Genomic DNA, 19,098 nt, shown 5'->3' on the forward strand with positions numbered 1-19,098 from the left:
GCTGTTAAAACGTTGAGCGGCTGGAGCGGAGAAATTCGGGGTGAGATCGCCGTGAAATTGTCCTTGGCGGCTCTGCCGCTTAGGACAAGGCCTGATTTTGAGACAAGCCGCGCACTTTGCGGATTGGCTCAAAACAGCGCCCACAGCGACCTCACCCCGAATTTCGCAGCGCAAGCCGCGGCCAACCTACTTTTATCTGGCGAGTGCCGCGGCCAACATTGAAACACACCACGCCACCACCCAAGTTTTTGGTAGCCCCATTTTCCGGAAAGCAGTATACTAGACCCGGAGGTGAGTGTTATGGAAGATTTAGCGTCATATCAAGTTGGCACCATGCACTATTCACGAATTCTGATCGCGGTGGATGATGATGATTTCATTTCGTCGCGGCGGGCCTTTGATTATGCTTGCACCGTTGCCAAGATCTACAACATTCCTTTGGGCGTGGCGATGGTTTTGGAAACTGGTGATATGAACGTGTTTCAATCATTGTCGCCGGAGACACTCAGCGATTGGCGGGAAAATATCACCCGCGATTTAAATACTTATTGTGAGAAAGCCCGGGAGTTTGGCGTGCTCGACGTGCAGCCTTTGCTGGCAGAGGGGAACCCTGGCCGGGAGATCGCCGAGAAATTGATTCCTTCGTTCAAGCCAGACTTGTTGGTGATCGGCTCGGAAACTAAGAGCGGTCGGCGTAAAACTTTAGGGACCCATGCGGCCTATTTAGCACGCTACGCGTCATGTTCGGTCATTATTGTTCGTTCAGACGCTCAAGGCGCGGCAATGATCAAAGACATCAAACGCGATACGGCTAAATAAGCGGCGCTTGGCTTGACCATCAGATTCAGCGAAATAGGACCGGTGATTGGACGCGGTTCAGCTAAATTTCAGGCTCAAATTCCGGTCGGCAAAAAACGGTTTGATTACGAATGATCCCAATGAAAAAATCCTGACACATCTGTAAATGTGTCAGGACTTTTTTATGATTTGTCGGAATTTTGTGGTGTCGCGGCGGTTGGCGCCTTCGTTGACGCTGGGGTAGCTGAGTCCAGTGGTGTTGGCGCATCGGTCGGACTGGATGAATCAGGTGATGTCGGTGTATCAGTTGAATCGGCTGAATCAGGTGCTGTTGTTGAATGAGTCGGACTGGCTGAATCAACTGAATTGCCTAAAGTTGCTGAAACTGCCAAGTCTGTTGGTGTGTTTGAACCCGGTGAATCTGGTGTTTTCGGCGTGGTCGGGTTGCCGGGGATTTTTTTGACGCCGATGATGTCGAGGAAGAAGGTGAACACGGGGATGCCGATGATCAGGCCCCATGTGCCCAACAGGCGCTCGCCCACGAGGAGCACGACAAAGGTGAAGAAGACGGGGATCTTGGTGCGACTACTCATGAACTTAGGATTGAGCACGTAGGCTTCCAGCGCGTGGATGATCAAAATCATGATCAAGATCGTGACGATGCCGCGGAAGCCGTCAACGGTATAGGCGACGATCGACAAGGGGATCACGGAAATGATCGCGCCGGCGACGGGGATCAGGGAGAGGATGAACACCATCAGGGCCAGTCCGGGAATGTTGGGCATTTTCATGAAAATCAGCGTGACGGTGGTGATCAGGGTGTTGACCACGGCGATGAAGATCTGGGCCTCAATGACCACGCCGAATGTGTTGATGAATTTAGTAGCGAAAAACTTCAAATCGGCGAAATACCAGCCAAAAGGTGAGTCGAGGAAGTTTTGTCCGAAGTCCTTCAGCTCGTCGATGCCGACACTGAAGAAGAAGCTAAGGATCAATGACAAAATCACGGTCACGCCCATGGCCGTAACGCTGCCAGCGTATTCTAAAACGGTGGTGATCCCGGCTTGCAGCTGGCCTTTGAGATTGGTTTCATTGATCGATTTAAGCAACCACTGGATCGTTTGATTGTGGGCGAATTCGTCGCTGTTGTAGAAGTTCACGACCAAGTTGTAGAGATGCGCGGTTTGCTTGGCGATGCCGGGCACATAATGGACAATGGTGTAGGATAGTCCGGCGACGATCAGAATGTAAAGCGGTGCGACCACCACCCAGGCCGGGACTTTGCCGAAACGCCGGGCGAAATTGATTGCCCGGGTGACCAGAAAAGCGAAGATGAACGTGAGCAAAATTAAGCTCATGATCCCCCGGGCTAGCCACAGCAATAAGATGATACTGAATAAAACGACAGTGCGGCGCAGTTTGGTATTTTGAACGAAACGGTTGTAAATTGACATGACGTGCCCCCTAGTAACGGAATCATTATAACATGGACCGGGTCCGCTCAGGTCTCCTAATATTGATGCAGTTTGAGCGGCGCGACTTCGTATACAAAAGTAGGTTGGCCGCGGCTTGCGCTGCGCGTGGCGTTGGTGGTGGGCAGATGTGGTGGGACTCCAGGTCGGGCTGGGGGTGGTGGAACGCGGCGGGCACGACTTGAAGCTTTTCGGAAGTGCACCGAAAATCTTCAAGCTCGGCCTTATTGTAGGCGATAAATCGCCAACAATAATATCGCGGCTGACTCACCCCCAGCCCGACCTTCCGCCAACGAGTAAACAGACCACCAACACCACGCTCCGCTCCAGCCGCTCAACGTTATAACAGCCGTTTGAGCACTCGCGCCAATTGGTAAGCTATTGTCAATTGATAAGGTGCCACGCAAATGACGGCCATTGCTAGTGGTCACCAGCTTTAAATTGGTGACACCAGCGCAGTCGGTCTGATAATCGAAGCTAGTTCTCGGAAAATCAACTGAATCGGTCTGTTTCCAACAAGAATTGTTCAGGGAGCAGGTAAAGATGTCCAACCATCGCAAAATGTCTTGACCTCTTGATCCAATTCAGTTGGCATTGCCGTACCACCCCAAAAGTGAGCAATCGTTTGATATCTAGCTTGCAAAACCACTTCGTCAGATACCCAACTTCGATTGCAGATAAGCTCAATTCTGCCTAGCAACCGCCTCAGGACGTGTGGCTCAGCGGTGAGATTATTCTTTGCGGCTTTGCCGCTTAGAATAAGGCTCGATTTGAAGACAAGCCGCGCACTTTGCGGATTGGCTTCAAACGATGCCCACCGCGTTCCAGCCACGACAAACGTCCTGAGGCGGTTGCGCCCACATCCAAACCCAGCACATCAGCATTCAGGCAAAAGATTAAGAACAACGGGTAATCGCCAGTCGGTTCCAAACAACGCCCACCATAGAGTGTGGAGCCCGTATAAAAAAGCCAGTCAGCGACGATCCTGACTGGCTAGTTAGCGCTATTTTTGTAAAAGATCGGGGAATTTCCGGTCGATCAGGGCTTCCAAGCGGTAACGCTTCTTGCTGGCCATCACACCGGCGTCAACGAAATCGTTGAGCTCAATTTTGCTGATGTTCGCTGCCTCGGCCAGGTCCTTGCGGCGGATCCGTTTGGTTGCCAAGACTTGTTTGACTTTGGCGCGCTGAGAAGCCTTGCGTACACTTTGGATCGTCGCCACGAACACGATCAACAGAATCAAGACGATCGTTGACCAGATTTTGCTGTGAGGGTCGATCAGGAAATAAAGGAGCATCATCACCACGGCACTGGCGACCATGGCGGCGTAATCTATTTTTTGGTTTTTCGGCATGAGTGTCCTCCAACTGACGCAGAGCGCGTCTAAATCTATCTCTTATCCTATCATAGATTGCCAGTGTCGGGTCGGAAAATTTTGTGCTGGCGTAAATGATGTCAGTCGACCAGCACGTCTGTCGGAAGCTGGTTACGTTGACTGGGGAAATAGGGCGGCGACTACCGGGATCAGGGTGTTGACAGTTTGGGCAACTTGGGCGGCGTTAGTTTTGTTGACCAGATGTGGAATGATCAACGGCACTATTTTATCCGCGGAAACCAATTCGCTAAACCCGCGCAAGAAACCAGCGCGCCAAACCAGCATGGTCATGGCGACATTAAAAAAAGCAGCCGTTGCCGACTGCCTTTTTCGCGCTCATTTTTTTGAAATTGTGGTCTTAAAGATTGCGATCCATGTTGAAAGTTAACCGCGATAACGTAATGCCCTTGGTGAACAGGCGGCCCATGAACGCTTCGGTCTTGGCCCGCATCAGCGCAACGGTCTCGTGGTTCTTTTCCGTCAAGAAGGCGGTCAACGCTTCACCCGAATAATTAGCGGCTTGGGCGTCAACAGCGGCGATTTGGGCGCGCAACTCTTGGCGACATTCCTTCAAGTAATCCAGATCATCTTGAACGAAATGGCTGTAATTGGATTCCACTAAAACGGACAAGGCGCGGTACATCCAGTGGGCCTCCTTGATATTGAAGTCCAAGGAAACATCGCTGTAAGACGGGTCGGTGTCGTTGGCGTTGGTGTAAAACGGCAGATAAGGGCTGAAGGTTGGGTAACCAATACACAACCACATGACCGCGGCGTGTTCTGCCGGCACGTCATTACGGATCTGCAAAATATGCGAGTTTTGCGTCCGGTTCAAACCGATTGGACGATAACGATACTTATCAGCGTCAGCGCCTTTGCCTAGCGGATCATAAGGCGTTTCGTTGTAATGCGAACCGAGAATATATTCAATATCATCAGGTGAGATTTTGTGGCTAGTCCGACAAATGAACGGCAGATCGCTGCTTTCAGGATCTTGGTCGATCTCCGGGTTCAAGATATGTTGACCATACCAAACCCGTGGCGTGTTATAATGCCGATCTTTTTCATTGTCCGTGCCGAAAATATGCCGGAAGTTCCAGCCAGCTTGGTCTGGATTCAAATGGTGTTCTTCAACATAATCTTGGATGCCTTCGGACCAGAGGAAGTTGTCATGATCATTGAAATCGACTTGTTGGATCGCCACTTGGTTTGCCGCGATCACATAAGCGTCATCAGGGATCCGTTGGGCAACCCAGTGATGGCCCGTGACGATCTCCATGTACCAAACATTATCCTTGTCGCCGAATAAAACCGAGTTTCCCGCTGGCGACCCGAATCTCTTGATCAGGCTGCCTAGATATTCTACCCCAGCTTTCGCCGAGTCAATATAAGGCAAAACCGCTGTTTGCATACAGTCTTCGTCCAGACCGTCCTTGACTAACGGATCAAAGGCCAAGGCCCGCTCGTTACCATAAGTACTTTCGGTACAACTCATGGCCACGTTTTTCTCGTTGATCCCGCTTTCGTCATAATAGCCCAGCTTCTGATAATCAACGTTAGGGACCGCCGGATAGCGATAGCCATCTTCAGGCAATTCCATTTGGAAACCATTGAGATAAGATTTGAGCACACGGCCCTTTTCACCGTGAACCGCTGGATGCATATAGAATCGGTGGGGCGCTACGGCGTGGAATGTATCGTCGTTTCGGGCGATCATTGTGGATCCGTCGATGCTGGCGTCTTTCCCGACTAAAATCGTCGTACAAGCACGTTCGATATTTTGTTCGGACATGAAATAACCTCCATCTGCTGAAAAAATGATTGACACTAAAGCGCCAAATTCGTACACCATAAAGATAGCACATTTCCGGGAAAAGTTCGACCGGGTGTTGGGCGAACCGCGTGCGGTTTTTGTTCTTGCGCTTGATTGCGGTTTTTGGGTGGGTGTTGCGCGTGAGCGCAACCGGGTCGGGCCATTTGTGCGGCTGGAACGCAGTGGGCGTCGTTTTGAGCCAATCCGCAAAGTGCGCGGTTTGTCTCAAAATCGAGCCTTATTCTAAGCGGCAAAGCCGCAAAGAATAACTTCACCACTGAAACGTGTTCGCCGACCTAGCTTCTTCCGCTTAGCTACGCAACTATTCCGGAGGCACAGACCAGCCTCCAAAATAGTTGCTAGGCTAATGCTCAGAAGCTGCCCAGGTCGGCTCTCACTCTGGATAGAGCCGCATGGCCCGACCCGGTTGCTAGGCAGAATTGAGCCTATCTGCAATCGAGGCGAAGGATTTGACGAAGTGCTTTTGCAAGCAAGAGGTCAAACAATTGCCCACTTTTGAGGTGGTACGACCATGCCAACGGATTCCGGATACCTAGACTCCGTTCTTGGTTTTTTGCTTAATTTCAGGTGTGCTGGGTTTGGTGGGGACGCAACCGCCTCAGGACGTTTGTCGTGGTGGAACGCGGTGGGCATTGTTTGAAGCCAATTCCAAAAGCGGGAATTGTCTTCAAATCGAGCCTTATTCTAAGCGATAAATCGCTAAGAATAATCTCACCGCTGAGCCACACGTCCTGAGGCGGTTGCTAGGCAGAATTGAGACTATCTGCAATCGAAGTTGGGTATTTGACGAAGTGTATTTGCAAGCAAGTGGTCAAACAATCGCCCTTTTTGGGTGTACGACAAGGCCAACTGATGTTGATACAGTTTGCATCGGTTGAACATCTTTACCCGCTTCACAAATAATTCATGAGGGGAAAATCGACTGATTCAGTTGATCCACCGAGAACTAGCTTTGTTCATCAGACACACTGTACTGGTGTCACCAATTTAAAACTGGTGACCACTAATCACGGTCGTCAATTACGTGGTTCCTCATCAATTGACCATAGCTTGCCAAATGGCGTGAGTGCTCAAACGGCTGTTAAAACGTTGAGCGGCTGGAGCGGAGAAATTCGGGGTGAGATCGCCGTGAAATTGTCCTTGGCGGCTCTGCCGCTTAGGACAAGGCCTGATTTTGAGACAAGCCGCGCACTTTGCGGATTGGCTCAAAACAGCGCCCACAGCGAGCTCACCCCGAATTTCGCAGCGCAAGCAGCGGCCAACCTACTTTTACCAGCCAAGTGCAGTGCCACCAGCCCAATCCGTCCACGCGACCAAAAAAATAGCACCGCGCAACTTGCGCGGTGCCAGCTGATCCATTTTTCAAGAGAAGAGAATCGACCTAATCCAAGAAAATATGACGAATAAACGGATCACTACCAGAACTCATACAAGTCTGAATAACGGCCCGGTGTTGCTTCAACCGCGCAACCGTGTCATAAATGTTGTTGTTGAGCGTTGACCAAGCTTCGCCAGAAACGCCAGTAACCGTCAATTGTTGACCATCGATCACCACATGACTACCGACACCCAATTGCACCACCGCATTGTGCGCAGCAACATTGCCAGCATCAACGAGGATAACAGAAGGCAGATAAGACCAACGATAAACGCTATCCGTAGGGACAACTTTATTGCTGGCAGTCGCTGTGAAGGAACCGCCAATGGCAAAATGTCGACCGAACAGATTCAAACCGCTGGTAACCGTCGCTTGTTGTGACGAGGCACTGCTGGTTGAGGCGCTATAGGCCGTTGTTGCGGCAGTCGCCTGATTCCCTGCAGTCGTGTTGGTTGTGGTTGGGTTGGTTGCGCTGACCGTTGTGGTAGCGGCGTTAGACGTCGTTGCCCCTTTGGCCGTCTGATTGCTAGTTGCTTCGTTGGCTGCTTTCGCTGCTTTGGCCGCCGCGAATTTAGCGGCTTGCTTCTGACTAGCGGCTTTACTCAGCTCTAAATGTTCCTGTTGTTTAGCTTGATAAGCGACCTGAGCTTGCGCGGAGATCGTTGGTTCGTACGTATCTTCACTGATCGCGATGGTCAGATTCGTGCCCAAAGATAATGAGCTCAAAACGACAGCGGCAGTGACGACGACCCCCGTAACCAAATGGGATCTTTTCAGGGTGATATTGCGAGTTTTCATTGCTTAGTTTTCTCCTTAGTTGATCAATCCAAACCGATTTGACGGTGTAGTCGATCCACTTCGTCTCCCACGAAGTAGAGAAAATGACGTTCCCCAACGAAATAATCATGAAACACGCATGGTTTAAAAAAGAAAAAGAGACCCGACCATCCCACTTATTTTCTGAAAACCTCAGAAAATAAAGTGTTCTGATTGAATCCCCAATAATGTATTTTTAAACTTATCAAGTCAGACCGACTCGCTGCCCACGAGCTGATCTCACTTTTCCCCAAAACCTACTATAGCACCTAATTAGATTGAGAACAATTTATATTTCAAAAAATATTCAAAATATTTAAACGTGAAAATCGGCGCAAACATTGGTATCAATGACTTAGCTTATCCATCCGTAATCATTTAGATTATAATCACGCTTACGTATTTTGGACACAAATGGGTTTCCCGTGACGAAAGCGCGATAGTGATCCGACCAATTCGTACCGGTGCGCACGCCGATTCGCGCAGTGGTCGTGACCTGGGTGGGCGTGCGACTGGCCTGAGAAATGATTTTCAAAGGGCTTTCATGGAAATCAAGCCCGTTCAGTTTCGTGTCGTGAATATTAAGCGCGCGCATCAATTTACCGGGGCCACTGGTCAAGTTTAGATCTGGTTGCTTCGGGCGATTGTGCCGCATCAAATCCAGACCGATCGCCGGTTCCAACGCGCGAATCAAGATTCCTTGCGGTTCTTCAGCCGCTTGGGTGACCACATCGAAATCATAAAAGCCGCGAATAGCGTAAATATAAATCGTGCCGGGCGGACCGTAAAGTGGCTCGTTGGAAGGAACGCGCCGGTTCTGATAGGCGTGGGCGCCAGGGTCAGCGGCGCCTAAGTAAGCCTCCGCCTCGACGATGTACCCGCCGACTTGACCGGCCGGACTATCGTAAATCAGTAATTTTCCCAGCAAGTCTTGGGTGATCGTCATGGTGTCCCGGCCGGTGAAGAAGGCTGGATCAAGGCCGCGGGGGTCGGTAATAGGGGGCATTAGTTGCATTTTTCGGTCAAGTCCTTATCATTGAAGTTGGCAAATCAGTTATGCGCAGCCAGTTTTGAGCACGATCATCTCGCGGGTTCGTGGAAGTTCCCGCGAACGCGATCGGCGGACAAAACGCTGCCGGAAAGAAGTGAGCGCATGTTAACGATTCAGCGCATTTATCAAAATCCAGTGGTGCCAGACACTTATCGCATCTTAGTTGATCGCGTCTGGCCGCGGGGGATCTCGAAAGTCAAGGCGCAGTTGGATCTCTGGGCCAAAGAAGTCGCGCCGACCACCGAATTACGGAAATGGTTCAATCATGATCCGGCGAAGTTTCCTGAATTTCAGCAACGCTATCAGGCGGAACTGGACGCCAATCCCGACTTTCCCGCGTTTCTGACAACGGTCAAGACGCAATTGGCCCAAGGCGATGTGGTCCTGCTTTACGGCGCCAAGGATCAGCAGGATAATCAGGCCCAAGTGTTGCTGGCCTATTTGCAGACTAAACTGGCAACCAATTGAGCATAACGCTAAGACGGGCCAATTGGCAAGCCTAACCTTCACGTGATCGCGGACACCATCAAGTTGAACTTGGTGGTGTTTTTTCGTGCTTTAAAAAATATTTTTTCTGACGTGGTCGGTGTGGCTTTGAAAATTTTTTACAGGCGGGGGTTGTTGCTGAAAAATTGTGTAGCGTGCACAAACTTTGGCGGGGCTTGGGTCACTTGCCTGGACAAGGACGACCTGTCTATCCAAGTGGCATCAGGGTCTAGCGCGCCGGCGGATTGACGGATTGGTTAGACCAATATTTGTGAGGCACCGCGCGACCAAAAGAGCGGCGGGGACATCATGTATTTTATTACAGGAATGAATGGATAAATATTAATCGTGAAAATGTGAAAAGAAAATTCCAGCATAACTTTGTATTTATATTCATGCAATTATGCATATTGCGTTTTTTGATTCGACTTGATATGATAACTTTCGCCCCAGATATGCCGGGTGATTCAATGATTCGCTGCTGATTGTGGTGGTGATAGGACAGAACAAATAATGAATGAATTTTTATTTTATACAGGAGGAAACCCTTTGAAGAAGAAAAAATTTCGCACCGGTGCTGCGTTGGCAGCTTTAGCAGTGATGGCAGGTGTGGCGATCTGGCCCACGACCGCGCAAGCAGCCACGCTCAACGAAAACGCCACTGATTTGACCACCGCCGCTGACGCGCAAGCACCCGATGAGCTGGCGCTACCCGACAATGGTGCTGAAAGTGAGCCGTCAGCACCCGAAAGCGATGCCAATCAAGAGAGCAACTCCGAAGATACCAGTGGCGCAGACGCTGGCGATGAAAACACGGATCATCAAGACGTTGGCACTGAAAATCCCCCTGAAACAAATGATGGTGATACGGAAACAAGTCCCGACAATCAAGAAAATCCCATTGAAAACACACCCGATCCAGACGCTGACCCTGGCAACACCGATAGCTCAGAAACCGACAGCCCAGAAACCGACAGCCCAGAAACCGATAGCGAAGATACTAACAACGAAAGCACCGATAATCAAGATGCTGGCGATGAAAGTACGGATAACTCAGGTACTGGGAACGAAAATACCGACAAGCCAGATGCGGACAATCAGGGTGCTGACAACCAAGGCGCTGGTGATGAAGATACCGATAATCAAGGCACCGATAATCAAACCACGGACAAGCCGGACACTGACAATGAAAATACGGACAACCAAGATGCTGGTGATGAAGGCACAGACAAGCCAAGTACAGACGAGCCGAGCACCGATAATCAAGGTACAGACAAGCCAGACACCGACAATCAAGGTACCGAGGAGCAAGATGGCCCCAACGAAAATACCGATAATGATCACACGACTGACCAAGGCACCGGCGATGCGGATGGGACGACAGACGGTCAAACCCAGCCAGATGCAAACACTGGAGATTCCGATAACGGCGAGGTCAACGGCAACAATCAAGACGCCAACCAAGATGCCAATAATGAAAGCGACGAAAAGCCAAACGACGAGAATTCAAGTGACGAGAATTCAAGTGACGAGAATCTCAGCGATGCCGGCGAAAACAATGACGATCAAGCCAGCGACAATCAAGGAAGCAGTAGCGAAAATACTGGAAACGATGATGACCTGACAGGAGGACATGACAACCATGACAGTCACAACAACATTGACCACGGCCAAACAGGCGACCATCAAGGTGCTGACAGCATTGTGTCAGTTCCCGAAAACCAGGACAGCACCGTCAACAACGTGCAATTTCCGCATTTTTCGTCACAATTGGCTGAAGGGGCACAGTTGCCACAAGCCGGCGAACAGCAAACGGTCAGCGCACCAATCATGGGTCTGATCATGACGATTTTGGCCGGACTGGGCTTAACTGGGCTGGTAACCATCCGGCCACAGAAAAATAACCAAGACTAAGATCAATCACACGCCTCACCCAGTGATTTCGGGGGAGAAGCAGTAAATCGCGGCAAACGATTTGCTTTTTGCAACGATAATGGCTGGTGAGGACCAGGGGGAAGGCAATGAAGACGAAAAAATATCAGCTCATCCTAAGCATGACTGGGGCGGCAGTGCTATTCAGCACACCACTGACAACGGCGACAATGGCGGCCGCAGACGGACGAATCGCTGTTGCTGCGCCGACAAGCGCAACGCAGCAGGTAAAATCAGAGGCGTTGCTAAATAATTTGTTAGGGAAACAAGCGGCGTTGGCCAATGCGCAGGCAGCCTTGGGCGAGGACGAATCCAACGTGGCGCAGTCACCAAGCGGACAAAACGAAACCGAGGAAATCGCGACCAAAAACATTGAAACATCGGATCCACAATTAACAAGCGCAGCTGCGGACAACCGGGCTGCCGCATCAGCTTCAACGGCGGCCGCTTCCTTAACCATACCAGCTGCCCAAGCTCCGTCACACATCAACGATTGGATGCCTAACCGCGATCTCCAGCAATTGGTGCTGAACAATCTCCAACGCCAAGGTGTGGCCGTGACTTCAGTGGATCAAATTCACTCCCAGGAAATGGCCCAATTGCAATGGCTCAGTAATGAACCGATGGCCGATCTAGGTGATTTTGCGCCTTTTTCTTCGGAATTGGTGCCGAAGTACAGACCCGATGGCGAATATCAATTGAACGGGTTAGAAAAAGCCGTCAATCTGAAATCAGTTGTTCTCAAAGGTCTCGGCCGACCGCAACGCCGGGGGAATATTCGCTCACTGCTTCCGTTGATTAATCTGCGTCACCTTGAAACGATTGATGTCAGTGGCAACCAACTTCAAAGCGCAGAATCCTTTATCTTTATCCAACGGTTATCTCCTCAATTGAAGTCTGTCGACATCAGTAACAATTCGATCAGGGATTTTTCCGGAATAACAAAGGAAAAACTGCAACAATTTAACTACAAAGGTCAGATGGTTGTGACCAAAAACACTGGGGTTTTGAAAGGGGAAACCAGCGAAACCTATGATCTTGCGCGGGTCCTCCGCCCGTTCAAAGGCGATACTTTAGCAAACCAGTTCGGTGCGCCTCAACTTAACTTCAAGCAATCTGAGCATTTCGACTTGGCGCTGCCTGCAGGTCGACCCCAGAATAAAATCAGCGTCTATGAGAACGGTGCCGCGCAGGGTAATGGCAGTGTGTCAGGGTTTAAAGTCACTTATGAAGGTCTGGCCGCACAAGAAACTTATCCTGGACTACCTGCGGCGTTCGCGGGACAGACTGATTTACCGCACAAATATCGTTATGCCATGTTCGTCAATCTCTATCAGCGTGGTGAAACAGATGAGCCAGTTGCAACCGTGATCATTCCTTATCATGACACCGATCTGGTCGGCGAGCCTGTGTTTGTTCAAAGTGTTGATGAGAACGGGAAAAGAATTGGTAACGTTCGCCGTGTGACGGAAGCACAGCCTCTTTTGAATCAACAAGGATACTATGAGTACCCTTCCCACGCCGGTTATGTCGACCAAAAAGAGCAACTCGCTTATCAGGTCACTGACGAACCCCAAACCGTTACAGTTGTTTATCACCCAATGTTACGAGCCCAAGACCGGGAAATTGTGCAGGATAGTGTTTGGAGCATCAAAGATAATTTAACTCAAGTTCGCACGAAGAAAGGTGCAGAAATGCCATTGTCGACGTTAGATCTTGACCAGAATAAGATCAAGGTGACAATCGTCTCTGACTACAACGGCCTGAAGTTCACGGAAGCGGATGTCGTGAAGAAAACTGGTGAATATACTGTTACCTATCATTATGACGACAAAAAATTCGAGTCTCACTTGACAGTTGTTGACCAACTAACGAAAATCGTTGCCCACGACGTGACCATCAAAGCCAACGAAGCCTGGTCACCAGCCGCTCACTTTGACAGCGCGGTCGGTGCTCAAGGAATCGAATTGTCGCTGAAGGATCTGGACGTTGACGCCAGCAGTGTGGACGTGACTAAACCTGGCGTTTATCAAGTGATTTTCACGATTCCTGCGGCACTCAATGGCGGTAAACCATACCAACGCATTGTGACGTTGACCGTGGAAGCAAACAATTTAGAAGCGCCACCAGTCGACCCGGAAGAGCCAGGAGAACCGGAAGAACCAGAACAACCGGAAAAGCCAACACCAGAACAACCAGAGAAACCAACACCAGAACAACCGGAAAAGCCAACACCAGAACAACCAGAGAAACCAGCACCGGAGCAACCAGAAACACCAACACCGGAAGAACCGGAAAAGCCAACACCAGAACAACCAGAGAAACCAACACCGGAAGAACCGGAAAAGCCAACACCAGAACAACCAGAGAAACCAGCACCGGAGCAACCAGAAACACCAACACCGGAGCAACCGGAAAAGCCAACACCAGAACAACCAGAGAAACCAACACCGGAAGAACCGGAAAAGCCAACACCAGAACAACCAGAGAAACCAGCACCGGAACAACCAGAGAAGCCAACACCAGAACAACCGGAAAAGCCAACACCGGAGCAACCAGAGAAACCAACACCAGAAGAACCGGAAACGCCAGGAGAACCAGAACAACCGGAAAAGCCAACACCGGAGCAACCGGAAAAGCCAACACCAGAACAACCAGAGAAACCAACACCGGAGCAACCGGAAACTCCAGGAACACCGGGTGAATCAGGCGAGGCACCAGTACCGGAAACACCGGACGAATCAGAAAAACCAGAAAATCCGGAAACACCGGAGCAGCCAACGGAACCGGAAGCTGAGCCTAATCCAATTGCACCGATGGATCCGCAAGATCCACAATTACCCGCGACACCAGATCTGATTGTTACAGCACCGCAACCGAATTTACCGAGCACACCGTGGACACCGCAATCAAACGGCCAGCAACCAACGGTCTTGCCGCAAGCAAATGAGCGCCATGCTTCTGTTCTTACGGCGCTGGGAACTTTGGCGATGCTACTGACCGGGTTCGCCGTTGTCCGCGGGTTGTGGAAAATGGTCAAACCACGCTAACCTTCACTAAGTTAAAGCCGTTCTAAATGATGAGCCGCTAACCCATATTTAAAAATTCCCGTCTGACTTGCTTCCTCCCAGCTAGTCAGACACCGCCGTCCCGAAGCACCACAACAAAATAGCCATGCCCGGAATATGAAGGGCATGGCTATTTTTGGTCTATTTTGCTTTTGACGAACTAATCTTGCGTGCTCAGGTTCTTCGGTAAAGTTGGTTGCGTGTTTTCGATCAGATCGACTTCCAGATCTCGGTCGGTCGTCGCGGCCAAGGCTTGCCAATCTTGGTCAGTCTGGACGAGGAAACGGCGAAAGGCAGGCGTGTGCCGCAACACTTTCTGCAAAGGCTTGCTATCTGGCCGCAAATTCGTTAGGACGGGGATCACGGTCAAATCCGCTTGACGCTGGGCGAGAACCGTGTAGAAACCAGTCTGGATGTCACCGACCAGCACCGGCGTCTGAGGTTGTGCCGCGAGATAATGTTGCAGCCACCAAGCCGTTAAGTCGTCTTCGCTGGCGAAAACATGGGTGACCAATCCTTGAGAATCGAACAGTTGGAGCGATTCGATCTTGCCAGCGGTCAGGGTTTTGGTCAAGACCACGGTGCCGTCGATGCGATAATAATCGATGGTCGCCAACTGGGCGTCCTCATCAAATTGGGCGCTGGTGGACAGTTGACCCGCCGGATTATATTGCTTACTCCGAACTTTCTGATCATTGGTGAAGTAGTCGATCTGTGTGATGGCGCCGTCATTTTGATGGATGGTCATCAATAAATGATCGGCCTTATCGAAGATCGACGTGGTGTGATGTTCCAGATCAACCCGTTGGATCCAATTATCATTCTGAGGCAATTCGACTTGCGGTGCGGTATCGTCGCCGCTTCGTTGCAGTTGGTCGTAGAGATCAATCACAGTGATCCCGGTCAACCCCGCCTGGGCCAAAACCGCGGTGACTGCTGCTGCCCCCGCCGGTTGATAGGTAGCGGTGAACAAGGTCGGTGCTGCTGGCAAAGTCGCTTGTAAGTAGCGCAACAAGGCGAACTCCGTGCTGGCAGTGTTGGTCAATTCCGGGGTGAAAACCAAATGATCGTGCTGAGGGTCATATTGGATCGCCCGCAGTAAGTAAGGACTGTCAAATAGTTCGGTGACATGGTCTTGCAGTCCGGCGATGGTTGCGGTCAGGGCCGCGACTTGGCTGCTAGCGGTGGTGATCTGACGGTCTAAACGTTGACCGGCATTTTCCGCGTTGGTCAGTTCGCGTTGCCGTTCGGCGACTTTGTTGGCCAAAGCCGTCTCTAGTTGTTTCTGTTGACCCGTTTTTGCGTTGTTTTGCTGATTGAGCTGGCTGACCCGGGCCGATAATTCATCGCGCTGGCTGCTTAGTTGATTGAATTTATCGTTCAATTCTTCCCGCGTGCTGATCAAACGGCCGCGCTTCTTGTAAAGTGCGTCGACTTGCGGCTTCTGTGCCGCCATTAGCTCGTACATTTTCTGCAGATCGGTTTCAGCCTTGATCTCCGTGGAGAGTTGGTTGCTGGCCTGTTCGTTCTCGTCGATTTCCAAAACAACCTGGCGAATCGCCTTGGTCGTGGAGTCGATTTCTTTCTGCAATCCGGTCAAATGAGTCTGTTCTTGAGTCGTTGTTTGGGCCAAAGCCGCCAATTCGCCGGCCAGTTCATCGATCTCAGCCTGATCGGCGCTGTCGTTGATCGCCTTGAGTTGGGCAATTTTGTCCGTGTTAGCTTGCGCCTTAGTTTCCAAGGCCGCCAATTCCTGTTGGATCGTCGCCAACTGCGCTTGGTTCTCCTGCTTCTCCGTGAACAATTGCTGCTTCAGCTGAGTCTTGACCTGCCGATAGTCGCTGGCCATCCGCGCCAGCTGGGCCTCCAAAGCCACCCGTTGGTCGTGGGTGCTCAACTCTTGGACCGGTGTTGGCGTTGGCACGGGTGTTGGCGTCGGCGCTGGCGCTGGGACAGCAACTGGGGTCGCGATCGCTGGCGATGGTGCAGCCGTTTGCGGTTCCGCTAACCGCGCCGGTGTCACAGGGGTTGCCTCTGGCTTGGCCGGAGTGATTTCAGGTTCGTTTTTTTTGGTGCGATTGCCGAAAAGTTTCATAAAAATTCCGCCTTAACTTTGAATTCAAGATGGGTATGTCAACAAATTATTCGATCTGCGCGCGTTTTGCCCAGCAGATCACGCATCGTTCTAGCTATCCCTAAGTTTAGCATAATTTAGCGCGGCTGTAAGCTGTTCTAGCGGGAAATCGCCGGAGAAATTGCGAATCCGGCCGGCGGGGGAAGGCTGGGGCTCTAGATCGACGGTGCGACTGACCACGAACACGTTCACAATTTGATAGAAATAATACGGGAAAAAGCCTTTACTAATGAGTATTAGCTTGTTAAAATTAAAGCATAATTATCAATTCTATTGGGGAAATTCTGATTGCTTTCGGCTTCTGGCGGATTTAGGAGGTGCGCCGTCTATTTGTGAACACTTTTTATAGTTGAATAGTCAATGAAGTTATTCTGGGGGGAATAATTGATGAAAAAGAATAGAAAACAATTTTCTGCGGTTTTGGTGACGACGGCAATTTTATTGGGTGCGGTGTGCTCACCGGCCATTGCTGCTGGGGCGGCAACGGGTGAGCTTGAGGCCACGCTAACTGATCGTCAGCCCGTAGCAGCGTCGGCGACGGAACAGGAATTAGAGCAGAACAATGTTTCGGTTTCGGTCGGTCAGGGCGATGAGTCAGCCAACAATGAAGTGCTGGCTAGTGATCAATCGGCCCAGACCACCGAGGAAACGGCGACTACGCCTGCTGTGCCCGCGCCGGCTGAACCGACACCGGCGCCGGGTACAGAAACAATCGATCAGTGGATGCCAGACAAAAACTTCCAAAAGATTGTCTTGGCGTCATTGGTCAAGAAAAAATTGCTAATTGAACCAGTAACGGTCAATGATATCACCAAAGAACTTGTTGGTCAGATGAAGGAGATCTCAGCTGACACAACGAAGCAATTCGAAGAGGAATCGTTCTATTTGGCGGCTAAGAACATCACTTCGATCGAGGGCGTGCAATTTGCGACCAACCTGCAAAGAATCGCGATTTATCCAGAAGGGAACGCAAGTGTGAAGTGGGATAAGATAAATACGACTTATTCAAAAATTTCCGATATTTCTCAACTGGCACAGCTCAAGAATATTAAGGATTTCGCAATCAATCAATCTTACCTTTCTGACATTTCTTTTTTTAAGAATTTCCCTTTGAGGAAGATCGATCTTAGTTACAACAGTATTGCTGACATTTCGGCGTTAAACAATCAAAAATTCATTACCGCTTCACTATCAAAGCAGCACATCGTTTTACCTAAGGTTCACTTAAATCCATCTGTGATCGAGTATACAACGCCATCATTTGTGATCAGGAATCTCCAGAGCCAGAATGTGCCTTTGACTCCTGTGAAGAAGGGCGATGATGGGTTGGGCTATTTGACAACAGCCACAGGTGTAGCTGGATCGAACAATCAAGTAACTTGGACTGATCTTGAGGATAAAGGGGCGTTGATTTCAACTTGGGATGATCCATTTCAGGGCGACCCTACACGTTCTTTTAGAGGAATGGTCGTGACCCCTTATGAACTGGATGTGAATGTTGGCAATGTTGACGTGGGCTTTCAGACGGAAGCCGGGCTCGTGCTCAAGCCAAATCAGACCTTGAGTGGCACTCTAGAAACCACCTACGATTTGAAAAATGTTGCGAGTGTTCAGGACGTTTTAACCGGCTTACTGAATAATGGTTGGCGTGTTAAGGCGATCAACGGTTCTGAAAGGGGGACCTATCAAGCTGAGATGGCCAAGGTTGTCTATGTTCTGACCGATCAGCCTGAGCCTGTGGACCAATCGGATTTAGAAGTGAAGGATTCAAGCTTGACCGTTGGCGATACTTGGCAAGCGATTGGTAATGTGGTCAAAGTCGTCGATGCGGCCGGCAATGAGTTGGATCTGACTGGCAAAGACATTAACGCTATTCCTGGTCTAACCTACACGATTAGCCAAGATGGGGTGACCGTGGATGCGTTGACAACAGTTAAGCCGGGTGACTATCAAGTTACCTATCAATATCAGGGAACAAGTAAAACAACGACGAAAACGGCTAAGGTCACCGTTAAAGCCGCCAAGCCCAATCCGAATCCAGATCCCAAACCAGATCCAGATCCGGATCCCAAACCAGATCCCGACCCAGATCCAACGCCAGATCCAGATCCAGATCCCGACCCAACGCCGGATCCTGACCCGGCGCCTAATCCTGACCCAGCACCGCAACCTAAGCCCGAACCAGAAAAACCGGTTTTACCGAAACCAATTTTGCCAGTGACCGGTGGTGGGGACAAAACGGTCAAGCCCACAGCGACTAAGCCAGTGCTGCCGCAAACTGGAGAGCAATCAGCGCAGCGGGCCCAGATCCTAGGCTTGATCTTGCTTGGTTTCAGTACTTTGGCAGGAATCCTGTACTTTAGCAAACGGTGGGAAGATCTGCAATAAGTCTCAGCAAGTGCCTGCCACTAGCTTGCACTAAGGTGAGTCAAACTAGAATCCTGTCAGCGAATCGGCTCTGGCGTAAAAACCTCGCTCGGCTGGTTAACGACGTGCGGCGATCACTGATCGCCGCATTTTTGATGATCGCCGCATTTTTAATGGGCATTCAGCTTTGATGGACATTCAGTTTCTTGGACGTTCAGCTTCGTGGGGCGTTCAGGGTCAGTGCGAACAGGACATCATACCGCCTAAATCTGGGTTCCGACTTGTTGTTTGAGCGCCGATTTGGTAAACTTGGGTTGCATTGATTGACTGATTGGTTCGATAATTTTTTTCGATCAGTTCGCAGTCGGTTCAATGATCAGGAGTACC

15 protein-coding genes and 1 pseudogene are annotated in these 19,098 nt (G+C 50.4%); 7 read left to right on the plus strand and 9 right to left on the minus strand.

Annotation, left to right across the window (positions count from 1 at the left end; translation table 11 throughout):
* Both EKM94_RS12420 and EKM94_RS08240 read left to right on the plus strand, forming a co-directional pair.
* The coding region (locus EKM94_RS12420; RefSeq protein ID WP_164511163.1) for a hypothetical protein at positions 1-222 on the plus strand (222 nt) is incomplete at its 5' end.
* Positions 223-300: 78 nt separating this feature from the next.
* The gene (locus EKM94_RS08240; protein WP_225422193.1) at positions 301-819 is read left to right on the plus strand and encodes a universal stress protein; all 519 of its coding nucleotides are present in this window, start codon (positions 301-303) and stop codon (positions 817-819) included.
* A gap of 425 nt (positions 820-1,244) precedes the next feature.
* On the opposite strand, the pseudogene EKM94_RS08245 reads toward EKM94_RS08240, so the two are convergent.
* The 6 genes and pseudogenes from EKM94_RS08245 to EKM94_RS08270 form a co-directional block, all read right to left on the minus strand.
* Positions 1,245-2,252: pseudogene (locus EKM94_RS08245) on the minus strand (AI-2E family transporter); the annotation flags it as partial.
* 242 nt (positions 2,253-2,494) lie between these two features.
* The gene (locus EKM94_RS08250; RefSeq protein WP_125600268.1) at positions 2,495-2,830 is read right to left on the minus strand and encodes a hypothetical protein; all 336 of its coding nucleotides are present in this window, start codon (positions 2,828-2,830) and stop codon (positions 2,495-2,497) included.
* Positions 2,797-3,102 carry a hypothetical protein gene (locus EKM94_RS08255; protein WP_125600271.1) on the minus strand — a complete coding sequence of 102 codons (306 nt, stop codon included), beginning with the start codon at positions 3,100-3,102 and terminating at the stop codon, positions 2,797-2,799. The genes EKM94_RS08250 and EKM94_RS08255 overlap by 34 nt, the downstream gene beginning before the upstream one ends.
* 171 nt (positions 3,103-3,273) lie before the next feature.
* Positions 3,274-3,624, minus strand: a complete 351-nt coding sequence (locus tag EKM94_RS08260) for a hypothetical protein (protein ID WP_125600274.1) — start codon at positions 3,622-3,624, stop codon at positions 3,274-3,276.
* Positions 3,625-4,003: 379 nt separating this feature from the next.
* Positions 4,004-5,437, minus strand: coding sequence for a C69 family dipeptidase (locus tag EKM94_RS08265; RefSeq protein ID WP_125600277.1), 1,434 nt, complete (start codon positions 5,435-5,437; stop codon positions 4,004-4,006).
* Between the two features lie 35 nt (positions 5,438-5,472).
* Positions 5,473-5,733, minus strand: a complete 261-nt coding sequence (locus EKM94_RS08270) for a hypothetical protein (RefSeq protein WP_125600280.1) — start codon at positions 5,731-5,733, stop codon at positions 5,473-5,475.
* Between the two features lie 652 nt (positions 5,734-6,385).
* Here EKM94_RS08270 and EKM94_RS08275 point away from each other — a divergent pair.
* Entirely contained in the window at positions 6,386-6,886 is a 501-nt protein-coding gene (locus EKM94_RS08275) for a hypothetical protein (RefSeq protein ID WP_125600284.1), read from the plus strand.
* Here the strand turns inward: EKM94_RS08275 and EKM94_RS08280 are convergent.
* Positions 6,861-7,655 carry a hypothetical protein gene (locus EKM94_RS08280; RefSeq protein ID WP_125600287.1) on the minus strand — a complete coding sequence of 265 codons (795 nt, stop codon included), beginning with the start codon at positions 7,653-7,655 and terminating at the stop codon, positions 6,861-6,863. The two genes, EKM94_RS08275 and EKM94_RS08280, sit on opposite strands and share 26 nt — an antisense overlap.
* A 373-nt stretch (positions 7,656-8,028) precedes the next feature.
* The gene (locus tag EKM94_RS08285) at positions 8,029-8,688 is read right to left on the minus strand and encodes a DNA-3-methyladenine glycosylase (protein WP_225422194.1); all 660 of its coding nucleotides are present in this window, start codon (positions 8,686-8,688) and stop codon (positions 8,029-8,031) included.
* 138 nt (positions 8,689-8,826) lie between these two features.
* Here EKM94_RS08285 and EKM94_RS08290 point away from each other — a divergent pair, with 138 nt between their 5' ends.
* The 3 genes from EKM94_RS08290 (at position 8,827) to EKM94_RS08300 (ending at position 14,192) form a co-directional block, all read left to right on the plus strand.
* A complete protein-coding gene (locus EKM94_RS08290) occupies positions 8,827-9,192 on the plus strand; it encodes a DUF488 domain-containing protein (RefSeq protein ID WP_125600290.1) in 366 nt (121 codons plus the stop codon).
* 567 nt (positions 9,193-9,759) lie between these two features.
* A complete protein-coding gene (locus EKM94_RS08295) occupies positions 9,760-11,124 on the plus strand; it encodes an LPXTG cell wall anchor domain-containing protein (RefSeq protein ID WP_164511164.1) in 1,365 nt (454 codons plus the stop codon).
* Between the two features lie 107 nt (positions 11,125-11,231).
* Positions 11,232-14,192: a bacterial Ig-like domain-containing protein gene (locus EKM94_RS08300; RefSeq protein WP_125600296.1), complete on the plus strand. Its 2,961-nt coding sequence runs from the start codon at positions 11,232-11,234 to the stop codon at positions 14,190-14,192.
* 178 nt (positions 14,193-14,370) lie between these two features.
* Here the strand turns inward: EKM94_RS08300 and EKM94_RS08305 are convergent, their stop codons facing one another.
* Positions 14,371-16,305, minus strand: a complete 1,935-nt coding sequence (locus tag EKM94_RS08305; RefSeq protein ID WP_125600299.1) for a coiled-coil domain-containing protein — start codon at positions 16,303-16,305, stop codon at positions 14,371-14,373.
* Between the two features lie 426 nt (positions 16,306-16,731).
* Here EKM94_RS08305 and EKM94_RS08310 point away from each other — a divergent pair, with 426 nt between their 5' ends.
* Positions 16,732-18,732: a bacterial Ig-like domain-containing protein gene (locus tag EKM94_RS08310; RefSeq protein WP_125600302.1), complete on the plus strand. Its 2,001-nt coding sequence runs from the start codon at positions 16,732-16,734 to the stop codon at positions 18,730-18,732.
* The last annotated feature ends 366 nt before the right edge of the window (positions 18,733-19,098 follow it).

The sequence above is a fragment of the Lapidilactobacillus achengensis genome, assembly GCF_003946655.1.
GTDB lineage: Bacteria > Bacillota > Bacilli > Lactobacillales > Lactobacillaceae > Lapidilactobacillus > Lapidilactobacillus achengensis.

Bases quoted from the DNA above. Each gene is read 5' to 3' on its own strand.
- EKM94_RS08290 (WP_125600290.1), top strand. From the start codon at position 8,827: ATGTTAACGATTCAGCGCATTTATCAAAATCCAGTGGTGCCAGACACT.
- EKM94_RS08240 (WP_225422193.1), top strand. From the start codon at position 301: ATGGAAGATTTAGCGTCATATCAAGTTGGCACCATGCACTATTCACGA.
- EKM94_RS08275 (WP_125600284.1), top strand. From the start codon at position 6,386: ATGAGGGGAAAATCGACTGATTCAGTTGATCCACCGAGAACTAGCTTT.
- EKM94_RS08300 (WP_125600296.1), top strand. From the start codon at position 11,232: ATGAAGACGAAAAAATATCAGCTCATCCTAAGCATGACTGGGGCGGCA.
- EKM94_RS08265 (WP_125600277.1), bottom strand. From the start codon at position 5,437: ATGTCCGAACAAAATATCGAACGTGCTTGTACGACGATTTTAGTCGGG.
- EKM94_RS08260 (WP_125600274.1), bottom strand. From the start codon at position 3,624: ATGCCGAAAAACCAAAAAATAGATTACGCCGCCATGGTCGCCAGTGCC.
- EKM94_RS08305 (WP_125600299.1), bottom strand. From the start codon at position 16,305: ATGAAACTTTTCGGCAATCGCACCAAAAAAAACGAACCTGAAATCACT.
- EKM94_RS08280 (WP_125600287.1), bottom strand. From the start codon at position 7,655: ATGAAAACTCGCAATATCACCCTGAAAAGATCCCATTTGGTTACGGGG.
- EKM94_RS08310 (WP_125600302.1), top strand. From the start codon at position 16,732: ATGAAAAAGAATAGAAAACAATTTTCTGCGGTTTTGGTGACGACGGCA.
- EKM94_RS08285 (WP_225422194.1), bottom strand. From the start codon at position 8,688: ATGCAACTAATGCCCCCTATTACCGACCCCCGCGGCCTTGATCCAGCC.